This window comes from Nocardia gipuzkoensis, from assembly GCF_021183645.1.
Lineage (GTDB): Bacteria > Actinomycetota > Actinomycetes > Mycobacteriales > Mycobacteriaceae > Nocardia > Nocardia abscessus.
The window spans coordinates 5,020,451-5,037,355 of sequence record NZ_CP089225.1 but is presented as its reverse complement, the minus strand read 5'-3'; the positions used below and the strand labels follow the sequence as shown (position 1 = coordinate 5,037,355).

Annotated in this window: 15 protein-coding genes; 4 read left to right on the top strand and 11 right to left on the bottom strand. The window is 66.7% G+C overall.

Annotated features, from left to right (window positions below; translation table 11 throughout):
* Positions 1-227: 227 nt before the first annotated feature.
* From iolD to LTT66_RS22765, 8 genes are read right to left on the bottom strand one after another with little or no spacing between them, the layout of a single operon-like run.
* The gene (gene iolD / locus LTT66_RS22800) at positions 228-2,069 is read right to left on the bottom strand and encodes a 3D-(3,5/4)-trihydroxycyclohexane-1,2-dione acylhydrolase (decyclizing) (protein ID WP_233060563.1); all 1,842 of its coding nucleotides are present in this window, start codon (positions 2,067-2,069) and stop codon (positions 228-230) included.
* Positions 2,066-2,956, bottom strand: coding sequence for a 5-deoxy-glucuronate isomerase (iolB, locus tag LTT66_RS22795; protein ID WP_233060561.1), 891 nt, complete (start codon positions 2,954-2,956; stop codon positions 2,066-2,068). Before iolB ends, iolD begins: the two co-directional genes overlap by 4 nt.
* Positions 2,953-3,894 (bottom strand): Cgl0159 family (beta/alpha)8-fold protein, encoded by a 942-nt coding sequence (locus LTT66_RS22790; RefSeq protein WP_233060560.1) that lies wholly within the window; start codon positions 3,892-3,894, stop codon positions 2,953-2,955. Before LTT66_RS22790 ends, iolB begins: the two co-directional genes overlap by 4 nt.
* 29 nt (positions 3,895-3,923) lie before the next feature.
* The gene (iolC, locus tag LTT66_RS22785) at positions 3,924-4,874 is read right to left on the bottom strand and encodes a 5-dehydro-2-deoxygluconokinase (RefSeq protein WP_233060559.1); all 951 of its coding nucleotides are present in this window, start codon (positions 4,872-4,874) and stop codon (positions 3,924-3,926) included.
* A complete protein-coding gene (locus LTT66_RS22780; RefSeq protein WP_233060557.1) occupies positions 4,871-5,653 on the bottom strand; it encodes an ATP-binding cassette domain-containing protein in 783 nt (260 codons plus the stop codon). The genes iolC and LTT66_RS22780 overlap by 4 nt, the downstream gene beginning before the upstream one ends.
* Positions 5,650-6,696 (bottom strand): ABC transporter permease, encoded by a 1,047-nt coding sequence (locus LTT66_RS22775; RefSeq protein WP_233060555.1) that lies wholly within the window; start codon positions 6,694-6,696, stop codon positions 5,650-5,652. The genes LTT66_RS22780 and LTT66_RS22775 overlap by 4 nt, the downstream gene beginning before the upstream one ends.
* Positions 6,697-6,713: 17 nt before the next feature.
* Positions 6,714-7,721, bottom strand: coding sequence for a sugar ABC transporter substrate-binding protein (locus LTT66_RS22770; RefSeq protein WP_233060553.1), 1,008 nt, complete (start codon positions 7,719-7,721; stop codon positions 6,714-6,716).
* Entirely contained in the window at positions 7,718-8,626 is a 909-nt protein-coding gene (locus LTT66_RS22765; protein ID WP_233060551.1) for a TIM barrel protein, read from the bottom strand. Before LTT66_RS22765 ends, LTT66_RS22770 begins: the two co-directional genes overlap by 4 nt.
* A gap of 258 nt (positions 8,627-8,884) precedes the next feature.
* Here LTT66_RS22765 and LTT66_RS22760 point away from each other — a divergent pair, with 258 nt between their 5' ends.
* Positions 8,885-9,889 (top strand): LacI family DNA-binding transcriptional regulator, encoded by a 1,005-nt coding sequence (locus LTT66_RS22760; protein ID WP_233060550.1) that lies wholly within the window; start codon positions 8,885-8,887, stop codon positions 9,887-9,889.
* A 32-nt stretch (positions 9,890-9,921) separates the two neighbouring features.
* Positions 9,922-10,941, top strand: coding sequence for a Gfo/Idh/MocA family protein (locus tag LTT66_RS22755; protein WP_233060548.1), 1,020 nt, complete (start codon positions 9,922-9,924; stop codon positions 10,939-10,941).
* A gap of 28 nt (positions 10,942-10,969) precedes the next feature.
* On the opposite strand, the gene LTT66_RS22750 is transcribed toward LTT66_RS22755, so the two are convergent.
* Complete coding sequence (locus LTT66_RS22750) at positions 10,970-11,437, bottom strand: NUDIX hydrolase (protein ID WP_233060546.1); 468 nt, start codon at positions 11,435-11,437, stop codon at positions 10,970-10,972.
* A gap of 128 nt (positions 11,438-11,565) precedes the next feature.
* Between LTT66_RS22750 and LTT66_RS22745 the strand changes: the two genes are divergently transcribed.
* Positions 11,566-13,008, top strand: a complete 1,443-nt coding sequence (locus LTT66_RS22745; protein ID WP_233060545.1) for a cytochrome P450 — start codon at positions 11,566-11,568, stop codon at positions 13,006-13,008.
* Positions 13,009-13,172: 164 nt separating this feature from the next.
* Here the strand turns inward: LTT66_RS22745 and LTT66_RS22740 are convergent, their stop codons facing one another.
* Entirely contained in the window at positions 13,173-13,877 is a 705-nt protein-coding gene (locus tag LTT66_RS22740) for an HNH endonuclease (RefSeq protein ID WP_233060543.1), read from the bottom strand.
* 357 nt (positions 13,878-14,234) lie between these two features.
* Here LTT66_RS22740 and LTT66_RS22735 point away from each other — a divergent pair, with 357 nt between their 5' ends.
* Positions 14,235-15,137 (top strand): hypothetical protein, encoded by a 903-nt coding sequence (locus LTT66_RS22735; protein ID WP_233060541.1) that lies wholly within the window; start codon positions 14,235-14,237, stop codon positions 15,135-15,137.
* A 278-nt stretch (positions 15,138-15,415) separates the two neighbouring features.
* On the opposite strand, the gene LTT66_RS22730 is transcribed toward LTT66_RS22735, so the two are convergent.
* Entirely contained in the window at positions 15,416-16,720 is a 1,305-nt protein-coding gene (locus LTT66_RS22730; protein ID WP_233060540.1) for a DNA cytosine methyltransferase, read from the bottom strand.
* Positions 16,721-16,905 lie beyond the last annotated feature (185 nt).

Here is a 16,905-nt window from a genome sequence, read left to right as displayed (position 1 = left end):
ACGCCGCCCGAAATAACGCTCGCCGCCCTCCCCTGATGAGCACGCTGCGCTCGCAGGGGCCCACCGCGCCCGGCATCATGGACTCCTTCTTCGACGCGGCTCGGCAGCGATACTTATTTGCTACCACTTTCCTTGTGCCCCAACTGGTTTCAGTGTACCGCACGCAGAATCCGACCACTTCAGCGTACGTCCGGGGGTCGCCGTGCGCAGCGTTCGTTAAGTTCTGTTCACGGGCGGAGATAGCGCACCTGACGCGGTTTCGTCTGGTCGTAGGCGGCGCGGCCCGTCAGATGATCCGGTACACCGACCTCCCACCACGCGCCCGCCTCCGTCCACGCCGCCGGCTGCGTCCGCACGACCAGAACGGCCGGGCGGCGCTCGGCCTTCGCCGCCGCCCGGGCGCGCGCGTAGGCGTCACGAAACGCCTCCAGGTCGGAGGCCGTGAACACCGAGCACCCCAAGGCGGCGGCATGGGCGGCGAAATCGACCCGTGGTGGACGTTCGTGCCCGGTACGGCAATCGGCGTAGAAGTTGTTGAACGGCTCGCCGCCTTGCCCCTCCTGCAGCCGGGCGATCACGGCGTATCCGTCGTTGTCGCAGACCACCGCGACGAAGGGATGGCCGGCGAACGCCGCCGAGAACAATTCCGAGTTCAGCATCAGATATGAGCCGTCCCCGAGCAGTGTGGTCACCACACCGTCGGTGTGCGCCATGGCCGCACCCCACGCGCCCGCGAGCTCGTAGCCCATGCAGGAGAAGCCGTACTCCACGTCCATGGTCGGTGTGCCGCCGGTCGCCCGCCAACCGCCGACGAGTTCCCCGGGCAGGCCGCCGGAAGCCGTCATCACGTAGTCGCTCGGCCCGCTCAGGTCGTTCACCGCGCCGACCACTTGGGCATAGCTCGGCGTGCCCGGGGTCGGTGCGCGCAGTTCATCGATGTGCGTGTCCCAGGTGCCGCGCAGTTCGGCCGCTCGCGCCGTCCACTCCGGATCGATGCGCCACTGCCCCAGCTGCCCGGCAAGCTCGGACACGGTGGCGTCGGCGTCACCGACCACCGCGAGGGCGCCGTGCTTGACCGCGTCGAACCGGGCCACGTTGATCGTGACCAGCCGGACGTCCGGCGCGAAGACCGTCCAGGACGCGGTGGTGAAGTCCTGCAACCGGGTCCCGACCGCGAGGACGAGATCGGCTTCGGCCGCCATCGCGTTCGCCGACGCCGAACCGGTGATGCCCAGCGGTCCCGCGTACAGCGGATGGTCGTGCGGCACGAGGGTGCGGCCCGCGGTGGTCTCCACGACCGGAAGGCCGTACCGCTCGGCGAGTTCCAGCACGGTGCGCCCCGCGCCCGAATAGCGGACACCGCCGCCGAGGATCAGCAGCGGGCGTCGCGCGGCGCGGAGTGCGGCGACGGCGTCGGCGAGCGCCCGCCGATCGGGGCGCGGCCGCGGCAGACGGTGCACCACCGGCTGGAAAAGCGCGTCGGGGAAGTCGTAGCTCTCGGCCTGGACGTCCTGCGGGAGCGCCAGCACGACCGGACCGGCATCGGCCGGATCCGTCAGCACCCCGACCGCCTGGGGCAGGGTGGCGATCAGCTGTTCCGGACGGGTGATGCGGTCGAAATACCGGCTCACCGCCCGGAACGCGTCGTTCACCGTGACGGTCGGGTCGCCGAAGTGCTCGACCTGCTGCAGGACCGGGTCGGGCGCACGTCCGGTGAAGGTGTCGCCCGGAAGCAGCAGCAGCGGAAGACGGTCGGCGTGCGCAACGCCCGCCGCAGTGACCATGTTCAGCGCGCCGGGACCGATCGATGACGTGGCGACACCGACCTGACGCCGGTGGGCAGCCTTGGCATAACCGACCGCGGCCAGCGCCATCCCCTCTTCGGTGTGCCCGCGCCAGACCGGCAATTCGTCGCGCCGCTCGTGCAGCGCGGTGCCGAGGCCGAGCACGTTGCCGTGGCCGAAGATCGCGAAGACGGCGGGGAACAACGGCACCTCGCGGCCGTCGAGCGTCTCGGAGCGCTGGGCGATCAGCCAGGCCACCAGCGCCTGCGCCGTGGTCGATCTCATCCGATCCGTCCTTCATGGGAGGTGACCGGGCAGCGGGGATCGAGCGGCTCGGCGTCCCAGCGCCCCCGCACCCAGCTGTGGGCGGGGTCGTCGCAGAACGCCATCGATCGCTCGGGGGCCGGACCGGCCAGCACATTGAGGTAATACATGGGATAGCCGGGGGCCGCGACGCACGGCCCGTGATAGCCGTGCGGGATCAGGAAGACGTCACCATCACGGACCGCCACGTTCTCGTCGATCGTGCCATCGGCCGTGTAAGTGCGGTGCATGCCGAATCCCTCGCGCGAGGGCGTGATCCCGTCGCGTCCGGCGATGCGGAAGTAGTAGATCTCCTCGTTGACGACTTCGCATTCGCTCGCCTGGTCGTGCTTGTGCGGCGGGTAGGACGACCAGTTGCCGTCCGGGGTGATCAGCTCGCAGGCATTGAGCTTGTCCGCGTGCTCCCACACACCGGGTATCCCGAAGTTCGTGACCTGGCGCGTAGCGCTGCCCGCGCCGCGAACTTCGACCGGAACCTGTTCGGCGGGGCCGTATCTCGGCTCGAGCCGGCTCCCGCAGCGGGCCATCGGCAACGCCACCTCCAGGTCGCCGCCCTCGGCCACCAATTCCACCTCGGCGTCGCGCGGGACATACGCGAAGTCCGTCACGCGGGTGAAGACCGATTCGCGACCGGCCAGGGTGAAGCTCGCGCCGTCGACGCGCACCGTGCACGCTCCGGCCAGCGGGAGGACGAAAGCCTCACACTCGCCCGTCCGCACGACGTCCGAGGCACCCGCGCCGATCCGCAGCACCCGCAGCCCGGCATAGGTCCATCCGGCGTCCTCGGGCATGAGGTGAATCGGATGGCCGTCACGGCGAAGCGTCCCGTCCGGCCGATGCAGTGTCATCGCGCCTCCTCGGTACGCAGTCGGTGGACATCGGCGATCCGGTCGTGCCGGGTTTCCCGCAGCAGGCGAGCGGCGGTGTCCACCGCACGGGCGACGTCACCGTCCGGCGGGTACAGCAGAGTGCGTCCGACGACGAGACCGCGCACCACGTCGTGGCCGAGCGCCCCGCCCCACAGCGCGCGATCCACCGCCGAGTCACCGGAAGGCGCGCCGCCCAGCACGAGCACCGGCAAGGTGGTCGCGTCCAGTACCGAGATATCCGGCGGCGCGGGAATCTTCAGCCAGGTGTAGGCCGAGGTGACGCCCAGGCCGGAGGCCACCGTGATCGCCCGCGACAGCGACAGCGCGTCCTTGCTCATCACCAGCGCACCGCTGTCGTCCCGGTGATACGACAAGGGTTCGACCATCGCCATCAGCTCGTGCGCCGCCAGTTCCGAGACCGCCTGCGCGCAGGCTTGCAGCGTCGGCACGGTGCCCGCGTCGGAATCGACCAGGCGCAGCAGCATCTTGCCGCCGTCGAGCCGGAACCGCGCCAGCGCTTCGGCGTCGTATCCGGTGAATCGGTCATCGATCTCCCATTCCGCGCCGGCCAGCCCGCCGCGGTTCATCGATCCGATCACGACCTTGCCGTCCAGCGCGTCCAGCAGCAGCAGTTCCTCGACCACGTCCGGCGAGCCGAGCACGCCGTCGACGTCCGGGTTGGCCAACGCGATCAGCAGCCGTTCCAGCAGCGTGCGCCGATCCGCCATGGCCGTGCGGTCCGCGCCGACGCCGAGCGCGCCGCGGGCGGGATGGTCCGCGGCGACCAGGAACAAGGTCTGCTTGCCCGCCAGCAGGTCGGCGCGGCGCACCCGTTTCGCGTAGGCCCGTTCGATCGCGGCGGGGTCGGTGGCGCGCACGTGCAGCAATTCGCGCCAGCGTTCGTCGGTCACGTGCATGGCAGCTCCTTCATTCCGCGCTCGGCCATTCAGCCGCACAGCAGCTCCTCGATCTCCGCGGCCGTCGGCATCGCGTCGGCGCAGGCGAGACGCGAGGCCACCAGCGCGCCCGCGGCGTTGGCGTAGGTCGCGATGCGGCGTGGGTCCCAGTCCGCGAGCAGGCCGTGGATCAGTGCGCCGCCGAATCCGTCGCCCGCGCCGAGCCCGCACACCACCTCCACGCGGCACGGCGGCACCGTCCAGCGTTCCTCGGCGGTGGCCACCAGCACGCCGTCGCCACCCTGCTTGATCACCGCGAGCCGCACTCCACGGGCGAGCAGCCGATCGGCCGCCGTGTCGGGGTCGGCGGTGCCCACCGCCACCTCGGCCTCGGTACGGTTGCCGACCACCACGTTCACGTGATCGACCATCCATCCGATCTCGGTCCGCGCGGTTTCCACGTCGGGCCAGAACATCGGCCGGTAGTCCAAGTCGAGCACCGTGTGCCCGCGGCGGGCGCGCCGCAGCAGGATCTCGCGCTGCGTGCCGCGGCCCGGTTCGGCGCTGACGCCGGTGCCGGTGACCCACAACAGTGGCACGGAATCCACCAGGTCCCACGGCACTTCGTCCGTGGTGAGGGTGAGATCCGGCGCGATCGGCGCCCGATAGAACAGCAGCGGCGGATCGGACGGCGGGGCGAGCTCGCAGAAGACGACGGGCGTCCGCAGCTCCGGCGCGGTCGTGACGTAACGGGACGACACACCGAAGTCTTCCAGCGCCGTGCGCACGAAATCGCCGAAGCCGTCGGGACCCACCTTGGTCAGCACCGCCGAGCGACGACCGAGCCGGGCGGCGGCCACGGCGACGTTGGTCGCGGTGCCGCCCAGGAACTTGGCGAAACTACGCACCTGAGCCAGGGCGACCCCGCTCTGTTCGGGATACAGGTCCACCCCGACGCGGCCGATGGTCAACGCCTCCAGCTCGCTTCCCGGAGTCTTCACGGCGTCACCACGCGCCGCAGTTCGTGCTGCAACGCCTCCAGTTCCGCCCCGCCCGCCATCTGACGGGTCAGCTCGGGCAGATCGATCTCCGACTTCTCGTAGGAACCGAGCATCGCGCCCCGCTTCAGCAGCAGGAATCGGTCGCCGACCGGATAGGCGTGGTGCGGGTTGTGCGTGATCAGCACGACGCCGAGCCCGCGTTCGCGCGCCTGCACGACGTACCTCAGCACTACCCCGGCCTGTTTGACGCCCAGCGCGGCGGTCGGCTCGTCGAGGATCAACACCTTCGCGCCGTAATGCACCGCCCGCGCGATCGCGACGCACTGCCGCTGCCCGCCGGACAACGTGCCGACCGGCTGTTCCAGATCGCGGATCTCGATGCCCATGTCGGCCAGCGCGGTTCGCGCGATCTCGCAGCCTTTCTTGCGGTCCAGCAGCCGGAACGGGCCGTATCCGAAAGTCGGCTCCGAGCCGAGCACGAAGTTGCGCCACACGCTCATCAGCGGCACCACCGCGAGATCCTGGTAGACCGTGGCGATCCCGCGATCCAACGCCTCGCGCGGGGAGGCGAACCGGACAGGTTCGCCCTCGACGCGCAGTTCGCCGCGATCGTGCCGGTGCACCCCCGCGAGGATCTTGATCAGCGTCGACTTGCCCGCGCCGTTGTCGCCGAGCACGCAGGTCACCTCGCCCGCGTTCACCACCGTGGACACCTCACGCAGGGCGACGACGCCACCGTAACTCTTGCCGAGCGCCACGGCCTCGATGAGGGGAGTCATCGGCGTACCCTTTCGGCTCGTTTCTGGAATCTGTTGTTGACCAGGACCGCCGCCAGCAGCAGCACGCCGAGGAACAGCATGAACCAGTCGCTGTCCCAGCGGGCGAACACGATGCCCTGGCGCGCCATGCCGAAGATCAGCGCGCCGATCGCGGCGCCGATCGCCGAGCCGAAGCCCCCGGTGAGCAGGCACCCGCCCACCACGGCGGCGATGATGTAGTGCAGTTCGAGCCCCACGCCCTGGTTTGCCTGCACGCTGGCGAACCGCAGGATGTTGCACGAGCCCACCACCCAGGCCGCGAACGCGGTGCCCATGAACAGCAGGATCTTGGTGCGGTCGGCGGGGACGCCGACCGCGCGGGCGCTCGGCAGCGCGCCGCCGACGGCGAAGATCCAGTTGCCGAACCTGGTGCGGACCAGGATGACCGCGGCGAGCGCGGTCAGCACGATCCACCAGACCACCGACGCCTGGATGTGCGCTTCGCCGATGTCGAGCGTCGAGGCGAACACCCAGCCCGCCGACTGGTAGCCATCCGCGCCGCGCACCCCCGAGACCTGCACCGTATCGGTGACCAGCCGCGTCACGCCGAGGTTCAGACCTTGCAGGGCCAGGAAGGTCCCCAGCGTCACGATGAAGCTGGGCAGGCCGGTGCGCATCACCACCCAGCCGTTGAACGCGCCGACGACCAGGGCGAATACCAGCGAGGCCAGCAGCGCGAACCACACGTTCCACCCGGCGTGCACCGCGAGCAGCGCGGTGACCAGTGCCGTGGAGGCGGTCATCACGCCCGCCGACAGGTCGAACTCGCCGCCGATCATCAGCAGCGCCACGGCCACCGCCATGATGCCCAGCGTGGACGCGTCGTCCAGCCAGGTCGCGACGCCGAGCGGGCTCAGGAACCGGTCGGTGACCAGGGAGAAGAACACGAACACCAGGAGCGCGCCGAGCGCCGCGCCGATCTCCGGCCGCACGGCCAGGCGTTGCAGCGGCGAGAGGCCCGGTCGGTCCCGCGTCGGATCGGATGGCTTTGTGGCAACGGTCATCTCATCCACTCCCGGCCTCAGCGCGTGCCCTGCGCGACGAGCGCGGCGACGGCGTCCACGTTGCTCTTGTCGACGAAGCCGGGGCCGGTCTGCACCGGCGCACCGCCTCCGACGGTGTTCAGGTTCGCCCGGTACAGCCGCAGCAGCACGATCGGCAGGTATCCCTGCTCGTACTGTTGCTGATCGACCGCGAACAGCAGCTTTCCGGCCCGAATCGCCTCCACCACATCGGAATTGAGGTCGAACGTCGCGACGGTGGCGGGCGACCCGGCCTCCCGGACGGCGTCCACGGCCCGCGCGGCGACCTGGGAGTTCAGCGTCAGCACCGCGTCGATGGACCGGTCGGCCTCCAGCGCGCCTTTGATCCTCGATTGCGCGTCGGTCGGATTGTTGATGTCCACTTGGAGCGTGGTCGCGTCGCCGAACGCCTTCGTCGCGCCCGCGCAGCGCTCGTTCGCGCCGATATTGCCCGCCTCGTGGATCACGCACAGCATCTTCGTGCGCCTGGCCTCGGCGAGCCGTTCGCCCGCGGCCCGCCCGGCCAGCGATTCGCTTTGACCCACATGAACGAACGCGCCGAATTTCGCGCTCTCGGACTCGCCGGAGTTGATCGTCACCACGGGAATTCCCGCGGCAACGGCCTTTTCGACGGACGGTCGCAGCGCCTCGGGATTCGCCATGGAGACCACCAGGCCGTCGACCCCTTGCGCCACCGCGTTGTCGATCAGTTTCGCCTGCTGGCCGGGATCACCGGAGGAGTTGTAGTCCACCCGGACACCGAGGTCCTTCCCCGCGGCCTCCGCGCCGTTCTTGACGACATTCCAGAACGCGTCGCCCGGACTGCCGTGCGTCACCACCGCTACCGACTTCACCGTTCCGACGGCGATCGGCGTCTGTGAAGGGGCGGGCGCGTCGGCGCCGGGACCGCTGCACGCGGCCAGGACGGCGGCCGTCGCGATCCACGGCAGCAGGCGGGTCAGATATCGCGCGGTCGCGCCGCGCCGCGGTCGCGGTGACATCGTCATCGCCGACACTGGATTCCGGCCGCCGTGAGCGCGATGTCGGTGAGGTACCGCAGGCTGCGCCCGGTATCGCCGCTCGGCTTGCCCGCCGAGTCGGATGTCCGCAGCGCGGCGTCCTGCTCCAGGACGTACCAGCCCCGATATCCCGCGCTCCGCACGGTGTGCACGAGTGCCGCGATGTCGACGTCACCCTCGCCCAGCGGCACGTACAGTCCGCGGCGCACCGCCTCGCTGTACTCGAGCTTCCCGCCGCGCACCTGGTCGGCCAGCGAGCCGCGGACGTCCTTGAGATGGATGTGCCCGATCCGTTCGGCGTGCCGCCGCGCGAGCCGCACCGGGTCGGCGCCGCCGACGAGCAGATGTCCGGTGTCCAGGCAGATGTCGAGATCGGCGTCCGCGAGGAACCGCTCCACCTCGGCCTCGCTCTCCACATGGGTGCCCACATGCGGATGCAGCACCGTGCGCAGGCCGTACCCGGCGGCGGCGTCGCGGATCGCGGAAGCGGTGCCGATCAAGGCGCGCCATTGCGAGTCGTCGAGTTGCGGACGCTCGTCGTATCCACCGAGTCCGGTGGCGGCGGCCAGCACGAGGACTTCCGCGCCCGTGGCGGCCAGCAGCGCGGCGGTGTGCTCCGCGCGCGCGAGCGCGTCGGGCCGGTCGCGGTGCAGCACGACGGCGAGGAAGCCGCCCACGGCGGTGATACCGAATTCCTCGAGGAGCCGTCGCAGTTCAGCCGGATCGCACGGCAGATAGCCGGGTGGCCCGAGTTCGGTGGCGAACAGGCCGAGCGCGGCCATCTCCGACAGAACCGTGCGCGCGTCGAGCACGTGACCCCAGCCGGGGACCTCGCAGACCCCCCAGGAGATCGGCGCGGCCGCGAGGCGCAGCGGGTGCAGGGATTCGGTCATCGGCACTTCTCCGACCTTCGATATCGAGTTGGCTCCGTTCTATTGGAGCGCTCCAACTATGTAACGCAGGTCATAGTGTGTCAAGAGCTTCCCTCGCACCGGTCAAAGTGGTTCTACCAGCGATTATTACGCATTTTCCGGGCGATTCGCGGTCGCCTTCGTGGGTGTCGAGTTCGATTAGAGCGCTCTATTGCCGCGCTTCCGGGCACCGCGTATCGTCCGTCCCGGTGGAGGGGGCGGACGCAGGACGGAGGCGACATGGCACGACCGACCATGGAAGACGTCGCCGCTCGCGCGGGCGTCTCGCGCGCCCTCGTCTCGCTGGTCATGCGCAACTCCCCGAAGGTCAGCGAGCACCGCCGCCGCGCCGTGCTGGACGCGGCCAAGGACCTCGGCTATCAACCGCACCTCATGGCCCGCTCGCTGGCCAGCCGGACCTCCGACATCGTCGGCGTCCTGGTCTCCGACCTGCGCAACGCCTTCTTCGCCGACGTCGTCGAGGGCATGGACGCCGCCGCGCAGGAGTCCGGCCTCGAACTGATCCTCAACACCGGCAGGCGCAGCGCAGGGCGCGAACGCACCGCCTTGGCGAGCCTGCTGTCCTTCCGGCCCGGGGGCGTCGTCCTGCTGTCCCCGATCCTGCCCGCCGCCGCCATTCGCGAAGCGTCGCAGCAGGCACCGCTGGTGCTGGTGTCGCGCACCTCCACCGTCGCCGGGATAGATACGGTCAACGACGACGGCGAGGCGGGCGCCGCCCTCGCCGTCGATCACCTGATCTCGCTCGGGCACCGGCGCATCGTCCACCTCGACGGCGGCGGCGCTTTCACCGCGGCGCCGCGCCGCAAGGGCTACCGTGCCGCCATGCAGCGCCACGGGCTGGAACCGATGGTCGTAGCGAGCGAGCACACCGACTCCGCGGGCATGGCCGCGGCGCGGCGACTACTGAACCTGTTCTCCCGCGACAACTTTCCCACCGCGCTGGTGTGCGGCAACGACTTCAACGCCGTCGGGGCGATGTCCGCGCTGGAAGAAGCGGGATTGCGGGTGCCGGAGGACGTCTCGGTGGTCGGCTACGACAACACTTCGCTGGCCGCCCTGCGCCACGTCGCGCTGACCACCATCGACCAGCCCCGCACCCAGATGGGCCGCCTCGCGATCGAGGCCCTGGCCGAACGACTCCGCGACGGCCGCACCGCCCCGGTCCGTCGCCGGGTGGAACCTTCGCTCGTCGTCCGCTCCACCACAGCCGCCCCACGTCCCTGACGCCCGTCGCGATTCCACCTGAAGGAGAGCCGATGTCCTCCCACCGAGCCGTCACGCTGGGCCTCGCCGGAACCGGCCGCATCGGGACCTCGCACGCCGAGACCCTGAGGAAACTCCCCACCGTCGCCACCGTCCTGGTCGCCGACGCCGTCCCCGACCGCGCCCGCGCCACCGCCACCCACCTCGGCATCGAATTCGCCCCCGATCTCGACGCCCTCTACGCCGCCGACCTCGACGGCCTGATCATCGCCACCGCCACCGACTCCCACCCCGAACTCATCATCCGCGCCGTCGACGCGGGCATCCCCGTCTTCTGCGAGAAGCCCGTGGCCGCCGACATCACCGGCACCCTCGCCGTCATCGACCACCTCCACGACTCCTCCGTCCCCGTCCAGATCGGCTTCCAACGCCGCTTCGACGCCGGCTACCGCGCCGCCCGCGAAGCCATCCGTTCCGGCAGCCTCGGCTGGCTGCACACCTTGCGCGCCACCACCCTCGACCCGGCCCCACCACCCGCCGAATACATTTCCCGCTCCGGCGGCATCTTCCGCGACTGCGGAGTGCACGATTTCGACATCATCCGCTGGGTGACCGGGAGCGAGATCACCGAGGTGTTCGCCCTCGGAGCGAACCGGGGTGCGTCGTTCTTCGCCGAAGCGGGCGACGTGGACACCGCCGCCGTGTTGTTGCGCTTGGACGACGGAACCCTCGCGACCGTGTCGCTGACCCGCTACAACGGGGTGGGATACGACGTCCGGCTCGAGGCGTTGGGCTCCGAGGGGAACGCCATCGTCGGACTGGACGACCGCGCGCCGCTGACTTCCGTCGAACCCGACCACAGCCCCTCCCCCTATCCCCCCTATGGGGGTTTCATGGAGCGGTTCCGTCCGGCCTATGCCGACGAATTGGCGGCGTTCATCGAAGTCGCGACCGGTCAACTCGAGAATCCCTGCCCTCCGGCCGACGCATTGGAGGCGTTCTACGTCGCCGAAGCCTGCGATCTGTCTCGGCGGGAAGGCCGGGCTGTCGAGATAGCTGAAGTTCGGCGCTGAGAGGTCGCCGGGAAGAGGGCGGGGCGCCTCAATGCTGGATCAAGCCGCCGACCGGGACGGGAGCGACATGGCCGGTTGCCGGAACGGTCCGAGCCAGCGCCAGACCGATGTCGACCAGTGATGACCTGCGCAGCCGGGCGACATCGGGAATCGGGGTCCAGATCGGCTCGGCGGTCGCACCATTGGGCTCATGCCGCAGTCGCCCGCCGGTGACACGGACCCGGTAGAAAATGCCGACATTCTGGTGCTCGGCTCCGGCATGCGCGGCTGCCGCGGGAATCACCCTCGAGTCCACGCCGAGTAGACGTTCGACCACCCCGTGGCAGCCGGTTTCTTCAGCGAGTTCTCGGGTCACCGCGTCGAACGGGTCCTCCGCGTGCTCGACCCCACCGCCCGGAAGAGTCCAGTTGGTCTCGCCCCTCGGTGGTACGTAACGGACGAGCAGCACCCGTGCGTCCTCGATGCAGACGGCGTATGCCGCCAGCCTGAAACTCATCCCCAAACCTCCCACAGGAGACTATCCCAACGTCCTCCGCTCGACGTCCTGCGACGCACTGTCGACACCCGCGACAAACACGAACAGGTAAGCGAAGATTGGCACAGGAACTCTCCCGAGGGGCCTCCATGAGTACGCATACGGCTGTCGGCCGCCCTGTCCAGCGAGCATGGCCGATTGTCGGTCACGGCCTGGCGCTCCGAAGCAGGCCATTGGAGTTCTTCGCCGAGCTGCACCGGACGCCGGAGCCGTTGGCGCGAATCCGATTGGGCAGCAGAGACGCCTATCTGGTGACCGCGCCGGAGCTGATCGTTTCGTTGCTGCGCGGCAAGGAGGCGCACAGCGTCGAGAAGGGGGCATTCTTCGAGGCCATGCGGGCGCTGCTGGGCGATGGTGTGTCCGTGTCGGCCGAGCCGAAGCACCTGCGGCATCGCCGCCTGATGGCACCGGCCTTTCACCACGAGAAGATCGCCGGCTATGTGCGGATCATGCAGCAGGAAGCCGATGCCATGGTCGACAGCTGGAGTGACGGCGCGCGATTGGAGCTCGATGACCGGTTGCGGGTGCTGGCCATGCGGATCGTCGCGAAGGCTTTGTTCGCCAGCGAACTCGGCGAAGCGGTGGTCGCGGAGTCGCTGCGTTCATTTCCGGTGATCGTCGACGAGCTACCGAAACGCACCATGATGCCGTGGCTGGCGCGCATCCCACTGCGCAACCGCACTTTCGACGCCGCAGTGCGCAGGCTCTCCGATGCGATCGACCACATCATCGCCGAATACCGCGCGAGCGAAACCGATTACGGCGACTTGGTGTCGATGCTGCTCACCGCCCGCTTCGACGACGGCACCGCCCTCACCGATCGCGAGCTCCACGACGAGGTGATGACGCTCTACGCCGCGGGTTTCGCAACCACCGCCAACACCATGGCTTTCGCCTTCTACGAGTTGGCGCGGCGCGCGGACGTGCGAGAGCGGGTCGAAGAGGAAGTCGCCGAGGTGCTGCGCGGCGGCCCGGTAACCGCTGACAACATCCAGCGTCTCCAGTACACCGAGCGAGTGATGGCCGAGACGCTGCGCCGATACGCTCCCACCTGGCTCGGCACACGCGAGACGATCGAGAAACTCGACCTCGGCGGAGTCACGCTCCCCGCGGGCACCACGCTCTTCTACTCGCCGTACACGCTGCACAACAACCCGAAGTACTTCGATGATCCGGCACGATTCGACCCGGACCGGTGGACGCCGGAATACCGCAAGACCGTGACCCGATCCGGGGTCTACCAGCCCTTCGGCCTCGGCAACCGAAACTGCATCGGCGAACCGTTCGCGTGGTACGAAGCGGTCACCATCCTGGCTACGGTGGTTGCGCGGGCGCGGCTGGAGGTGGTTCCGGGAGCTGCCGTGCACGAGGTCGCGCGGGCCACGCTGGAGGTGAACCACCTCCCGGTGACGGTGCGACTGCGTACCGCAGTTCTGCACACACCGTCGGGTGAACACCATCAGCCGCTCTTTGCGAAGGCCCCCGACGTTGCTGGCAGGCCGGGACTACGAGACCCTTCCCCGAAAGCGTGAAACTTCACAGAAATGCAATGGCCGACGTGTGTACGCTATTGCGGTGTGGAGTCAAATCTTTTGGGATACGAATGTAGCATTTTACAGATCTGCAGATACTGATGCCGCATCGAGCGGTAGACCCAACGCGGCATCAGAGATCTCTCTGCCGACTGACCAGTCGATTATGGCGTCGGGCGCCGCAATACTTCCAACCCGAGCTTGTTCATAACGACCTGCCTTTGCTCAATCGGAAGCCGCGACCAGTCGAGAAATACACGCTCAACATTTCCGATCTCCCGCCTTCCGGCCAGCATCCAGCGGTAGAGTTCGGTTTTCGTCTTCAGACCACCCTTGACATTCCGAGCCGCAGTGAAAACCTCGTCCGGATCCGGGGGATTGGTCGTAACGTCCCGCGCCTCATCGTTGCACCGCTGGCATTCGGCCCGGAGGTTGCCATCGTTGTCCGAACCGCCTCGCTCCCTGGGAATCAAGTGCCCGATCGTCAACGTTGCAGTTCTCGCAGGCTCATCAGGGAATGCTTCACCCGCTGCGATACCGCAGATCTGACACGCCCTGCCATCTCGTTCCAGGATCCGTCGACGCTTCGGGCCAGTAACGGTGCGGCGCACCGTTACTGGAGGCTTCTCGCCGAGATCGATACGGACGCCGATCTTTCTAAGCAGGTATTGGTCCGGAGAGAGGTTGGGATTGACCTTGTAGTTGTCGATCTGCCAGCCCATCTCGCGCAGATCACGCATCCTCCGGTCCGCCTGCGCGACACCAGGGACAGCATTGAACAACTCCATCTTCGTGAAGCGGTTCCCCTCCCCGACACCGGCAATGAACGCCGCAACTCGTCGCCCCGATGACATAGATTGACTCGCCACCGTCACACTCCTCATTTCTAATCCGATGCGCCTGAGCGCAACAACCGCGTTGTGCCGCAGCTACATTCATAGCATGCCTGGCGGCCGTTCGGCAACGTTCGGCAGACCTTCCGGCGACTACGGCATGACTTGACGCCGACCACGGACCTCAGATGCCGCGCGGTCGACGATCGTCACCGCGTCCTGGTACCGCTTCCTCACCCGGCCCGACTGACTGCCTAGCAGAGCGCTGAGCCCCCCTCGCCTGTAGCAGACACTCCCGCTGCGTCGCAATGCATCTCATCTGAAGTGTCAGTGCCATGGCCTAGCGTGAACCGGTACACATCGAGATGAGATGCCTTAAGGCAGGGCGGTGAAATGAGCATGCAAGTCACAGGGGTCGACGTCGCACGGTACTTCGGTTCCACAGGCAAAGCGAAACGGCGACTTGACTGGTGGAAGAGCCTCCCGGGACGGGAGTACGTTGCCGACAAGGTTCTTGCTCACAAAAGTGCCAGGATCTACGACGTTGAGCCACAGCACATCCTGTCCTTGGATACCGAGCATCCCCTGGGCGACCTTCGCGAGGACTTCCACAACACAGCCAAACTCGTCAGGGACTGGCGGCCCAACTTTGCTTTCTCTCACCTCTTTCACTTCTGCCTGGAAGACTTGGGTAGAATCTACAGTTGGCAAGAATTCCGGGACGGGTGGAGCGCAGCTCCGGCTCGGCGCCCCTGGCTCTGGGAACCGGCCCAGATGATGCAAGCAAAGGCCGCCGACCACCTGGTGAAAACCAAAAATATATCTCGCGACGAGGCCCTTGTTTCTGCTCGAAACGCCATGCAGTGGCGCATCGGTGCGTTCTACTATTCATTTCTTCGCGAAATATACGCTCTAGGCTGGCTACGCCAGCACGGCTTGCCCTGCCTTAGCCACCCTCTCGCGGATGCCCTGTTTCGTGCGGATTTGTGGTGCGGCAATGCAGTAGTAAGTATCTACATTGGGAATCCGAACTATCGCAGCGGCAGTCAGGGTCGCAAGCATCCAGCGGAGGATCACCTAGGCGATCAGAGTCGCTTCAGCTTTGTCGACCTGCAGATGGCCCGACCAAATAAGTTCGGAACCGTCGCGCTTCCGACGGACACCGAGATGAAGCGGTGCGCCAACGAAATTCGTGCATGCCGGGACAGCTGGGACATTTCGTGGGCACAACCTTCTTCCAGCGCATTGCTATGGAGCGACAAGGGTGCGCTCATATCACGCCAGCGCTCAAGCTAGCCCTGTCACATCGCCATTCACCCTGCTAGCCGACGGCATCGCACCACCGCGCTGCTCGCGCGGGATGCCGACAAGAACTGATCAGGCCCCTGCAATCCGGGCATCGGTGCGAGACAGCGATTCCATCCAACCAGGAGCAGGGCTGCGCTACCGGACCCGACCAACGCAATGAACCGCAACTGAGCAGGCCAGGATGAAGGAGGTAGCTGTGGTTCCGGATACAGATCTGTGGGCGTCTGCGGGTCCGGCGTTTCTCGCCGTACCCACAGACGACTCACTCAGCTGATTCTTGATCGGTTCTTTTCGAAACTCTCATGCCGCGAATGATCATGCTGACCTGTAAAGGCACGGAATCCTCCCAGCCTATACGAAATCAAGCCGTCGTACTCTTTCTCTTCTATCTCGAAGTCGTGGCTGAGCATATCAATGCGGCGAACTATTTCTCGTTCATTCAAGAAGGCCTCTGACTTATTAGCTATGTCAGCCACGGTCATATACCCGCCGCTGTCGCGAAGTGCTCGATAGATCGGATCTACTGCGGATTTAATAGCCAAGCACTCAAGGGCGGAAGAGGAACGAAGCTCCTCGCGCTTTAGCGCATTGGCGATCGCCAATCCGAGAGCTTTTGCGACAGGTGGCGGAAATGCATTTCCGATTTGCCTGTATTTTGCAGTCTTGCGGCCCTCAAACTCCCAGCTAAATTCACCGTCATTCCAACCCTGGAGGCGAGCGACCATCTCTGGAGTAAGCTTGGGACCCAAAGCGGTTATCGACCGATCGTTTCGAGAATAGGGCTTGTCATCATCGTGCAGGCCATGGCCGTCGACACCCATCTCCTTCCAAGCCAGCTTTGCACGAGTGGGACCGAGGTCCGCCCCACCGTGCTTTTTTGATCCACCGACGATTGTCGGGGCAACTCCTTTAGCGCGTTCAACCCACTTCTGCAGCTCGTCGTCATCGCCGAATACCTTCTTGCGTTTCATCATGTCGCGTAGCGTCTCACCGACTGATGGCGCTTTATCCTGCTCTTCAGGCCATTCAAAGCCCTGAAATACATGATGCTGCATGGCTATGAGGACGAACCGCGGACGTAGCTGTGGCACGCCGTAACGAGAAGCTTGAATTTCCTTCCAAGCCGCAGAGTAGCCGAACTCGTCAAGTCGATCGAGAACATGCTGACGGTATCCAGCGAATCGCGGCATGCTGAGTCCTCGAACATTTTCTAGCAAAAGCGCACGAGGCTGCATAACTCCGACTTGCTCGACCGCCCAGGCGAATAGATCTCGTTCATCGTTTGCTCCAAGCTGCTTCCCAGCAATCGAAAACGGCGGACACGGAACTCCGCCAGCCAACAAGTCGATTGCGCGCCTCTCCGGCGTGGGTGCATAATCTGCCGGGTTCCACACCGTTATGTCGGCAACATCGCCCTGCCGAATATCCCATTTCGGACGATTCTTCTTGAGCGTCTTAACTGCAGTGTCATCAAGCTCTATCGCCAGCTCATGCTCAAAGCCAGCGCGCTCGAGGCCGAGGGCCTGACCGCCTGCGCCGGCGCAGATCTCAATGACCCGAAGTTCCGTCACATCGATGCCTTTCGGTGTCGTGGCCGGCGGCGTCCGGGCCAATCGTCAGGTGTATCTTTCCGTAGGGCGTCTTTCCTCATACAGCCGGAGTGGACATGACTGAGACCAAGGCGGAGATAGCCCGACGGACGGCGCATGAGCGAGGCATCTATCCAGCTCCGCTCGATGCTGGCCGTTCTCGCAAC

Coding starts and splice junctions, on each gene's coding strand:
- iolD (WP_233060563.1), bottom strand. CDS start 2,069: ATGAGATCGACCACGGCGCAGGCGCTGGTGGCCTGGCTGATCGCCCAG.
- iolB (WP_233060561.1), bottom strand. CDS start 2,956: ATGACACTGCATCGGCCGGACGGGACGCTTCGCCGTGACGGCCATCCG.
- LTT66_RS22790 (WP_233060560.1), bottom strand. CDS start 3,894: ATGCACGTGACCGACGAACGCTGGCGCGAATTGCTGCACGTGCGCGCC.
- LTT66_RS22780 (WP_233060557.1), bottom strand. CDS start 5,653: ATGACTCCCCTCATCGAGGCCGTGGCGCTCGGCAAGAGTTACGGTGGC.
- LTT66_RS22775 (WP_233060555.1), bottom strand. CDS start 6,696: ATGACCGTTGCCACAAAGCCATCCGATCCGACGCGGGACCGACCGGGC.
- LTT66_RS22770 (WP_233060553.1), bottom strand. CDS start 7,721: ATGACGATGTCACCGCGACCGCGGCGCGGCGCGACCGCGCGATATCTG.
- LTT66_RS22765 (WP_233060551.1), bottom strand. CDS start 8,626: ATGACCGAATCCCTGCACCCGCTGCGCCTCGCGGCCGCGCCGATCTCC.
- LTT66_RS22760 (WP_233060550.1), top strand. CDS start 8,885: ATGGCACGACCGACCATGGAAGACGTCGCCGCTCGCGCGGGCGTCTCG.
- LTT66_RS22755 (WP_233060548.1), top strand. CDS start 9,922: ATGTCCTCCCACCGAGCCGTCACGCTGGGCCTCGCCGGAACCGGCCGC.
- LTT66_RS22750 (WP_233060546.1), bottom strand. CDS start 11,437: ATGAGTTTCAGGCTGGCGGCATACGCCGTCTGCATCGAGGACGCACGG.
- LTT66_RS22745 (WP_233060545.1), top strand. CDS start 11,566: ATGAGTACGCATACGGCTGTCGGCCGCCCTGTCCAGCGAGCATGGCCG.
- LTT66_RS22735 (WP_233060541.1), top strand. CDS start 14,235: ATGAGCATGCAAGTCACAGGGGTCGACGTCGCACGGTACTTCGGTTCC.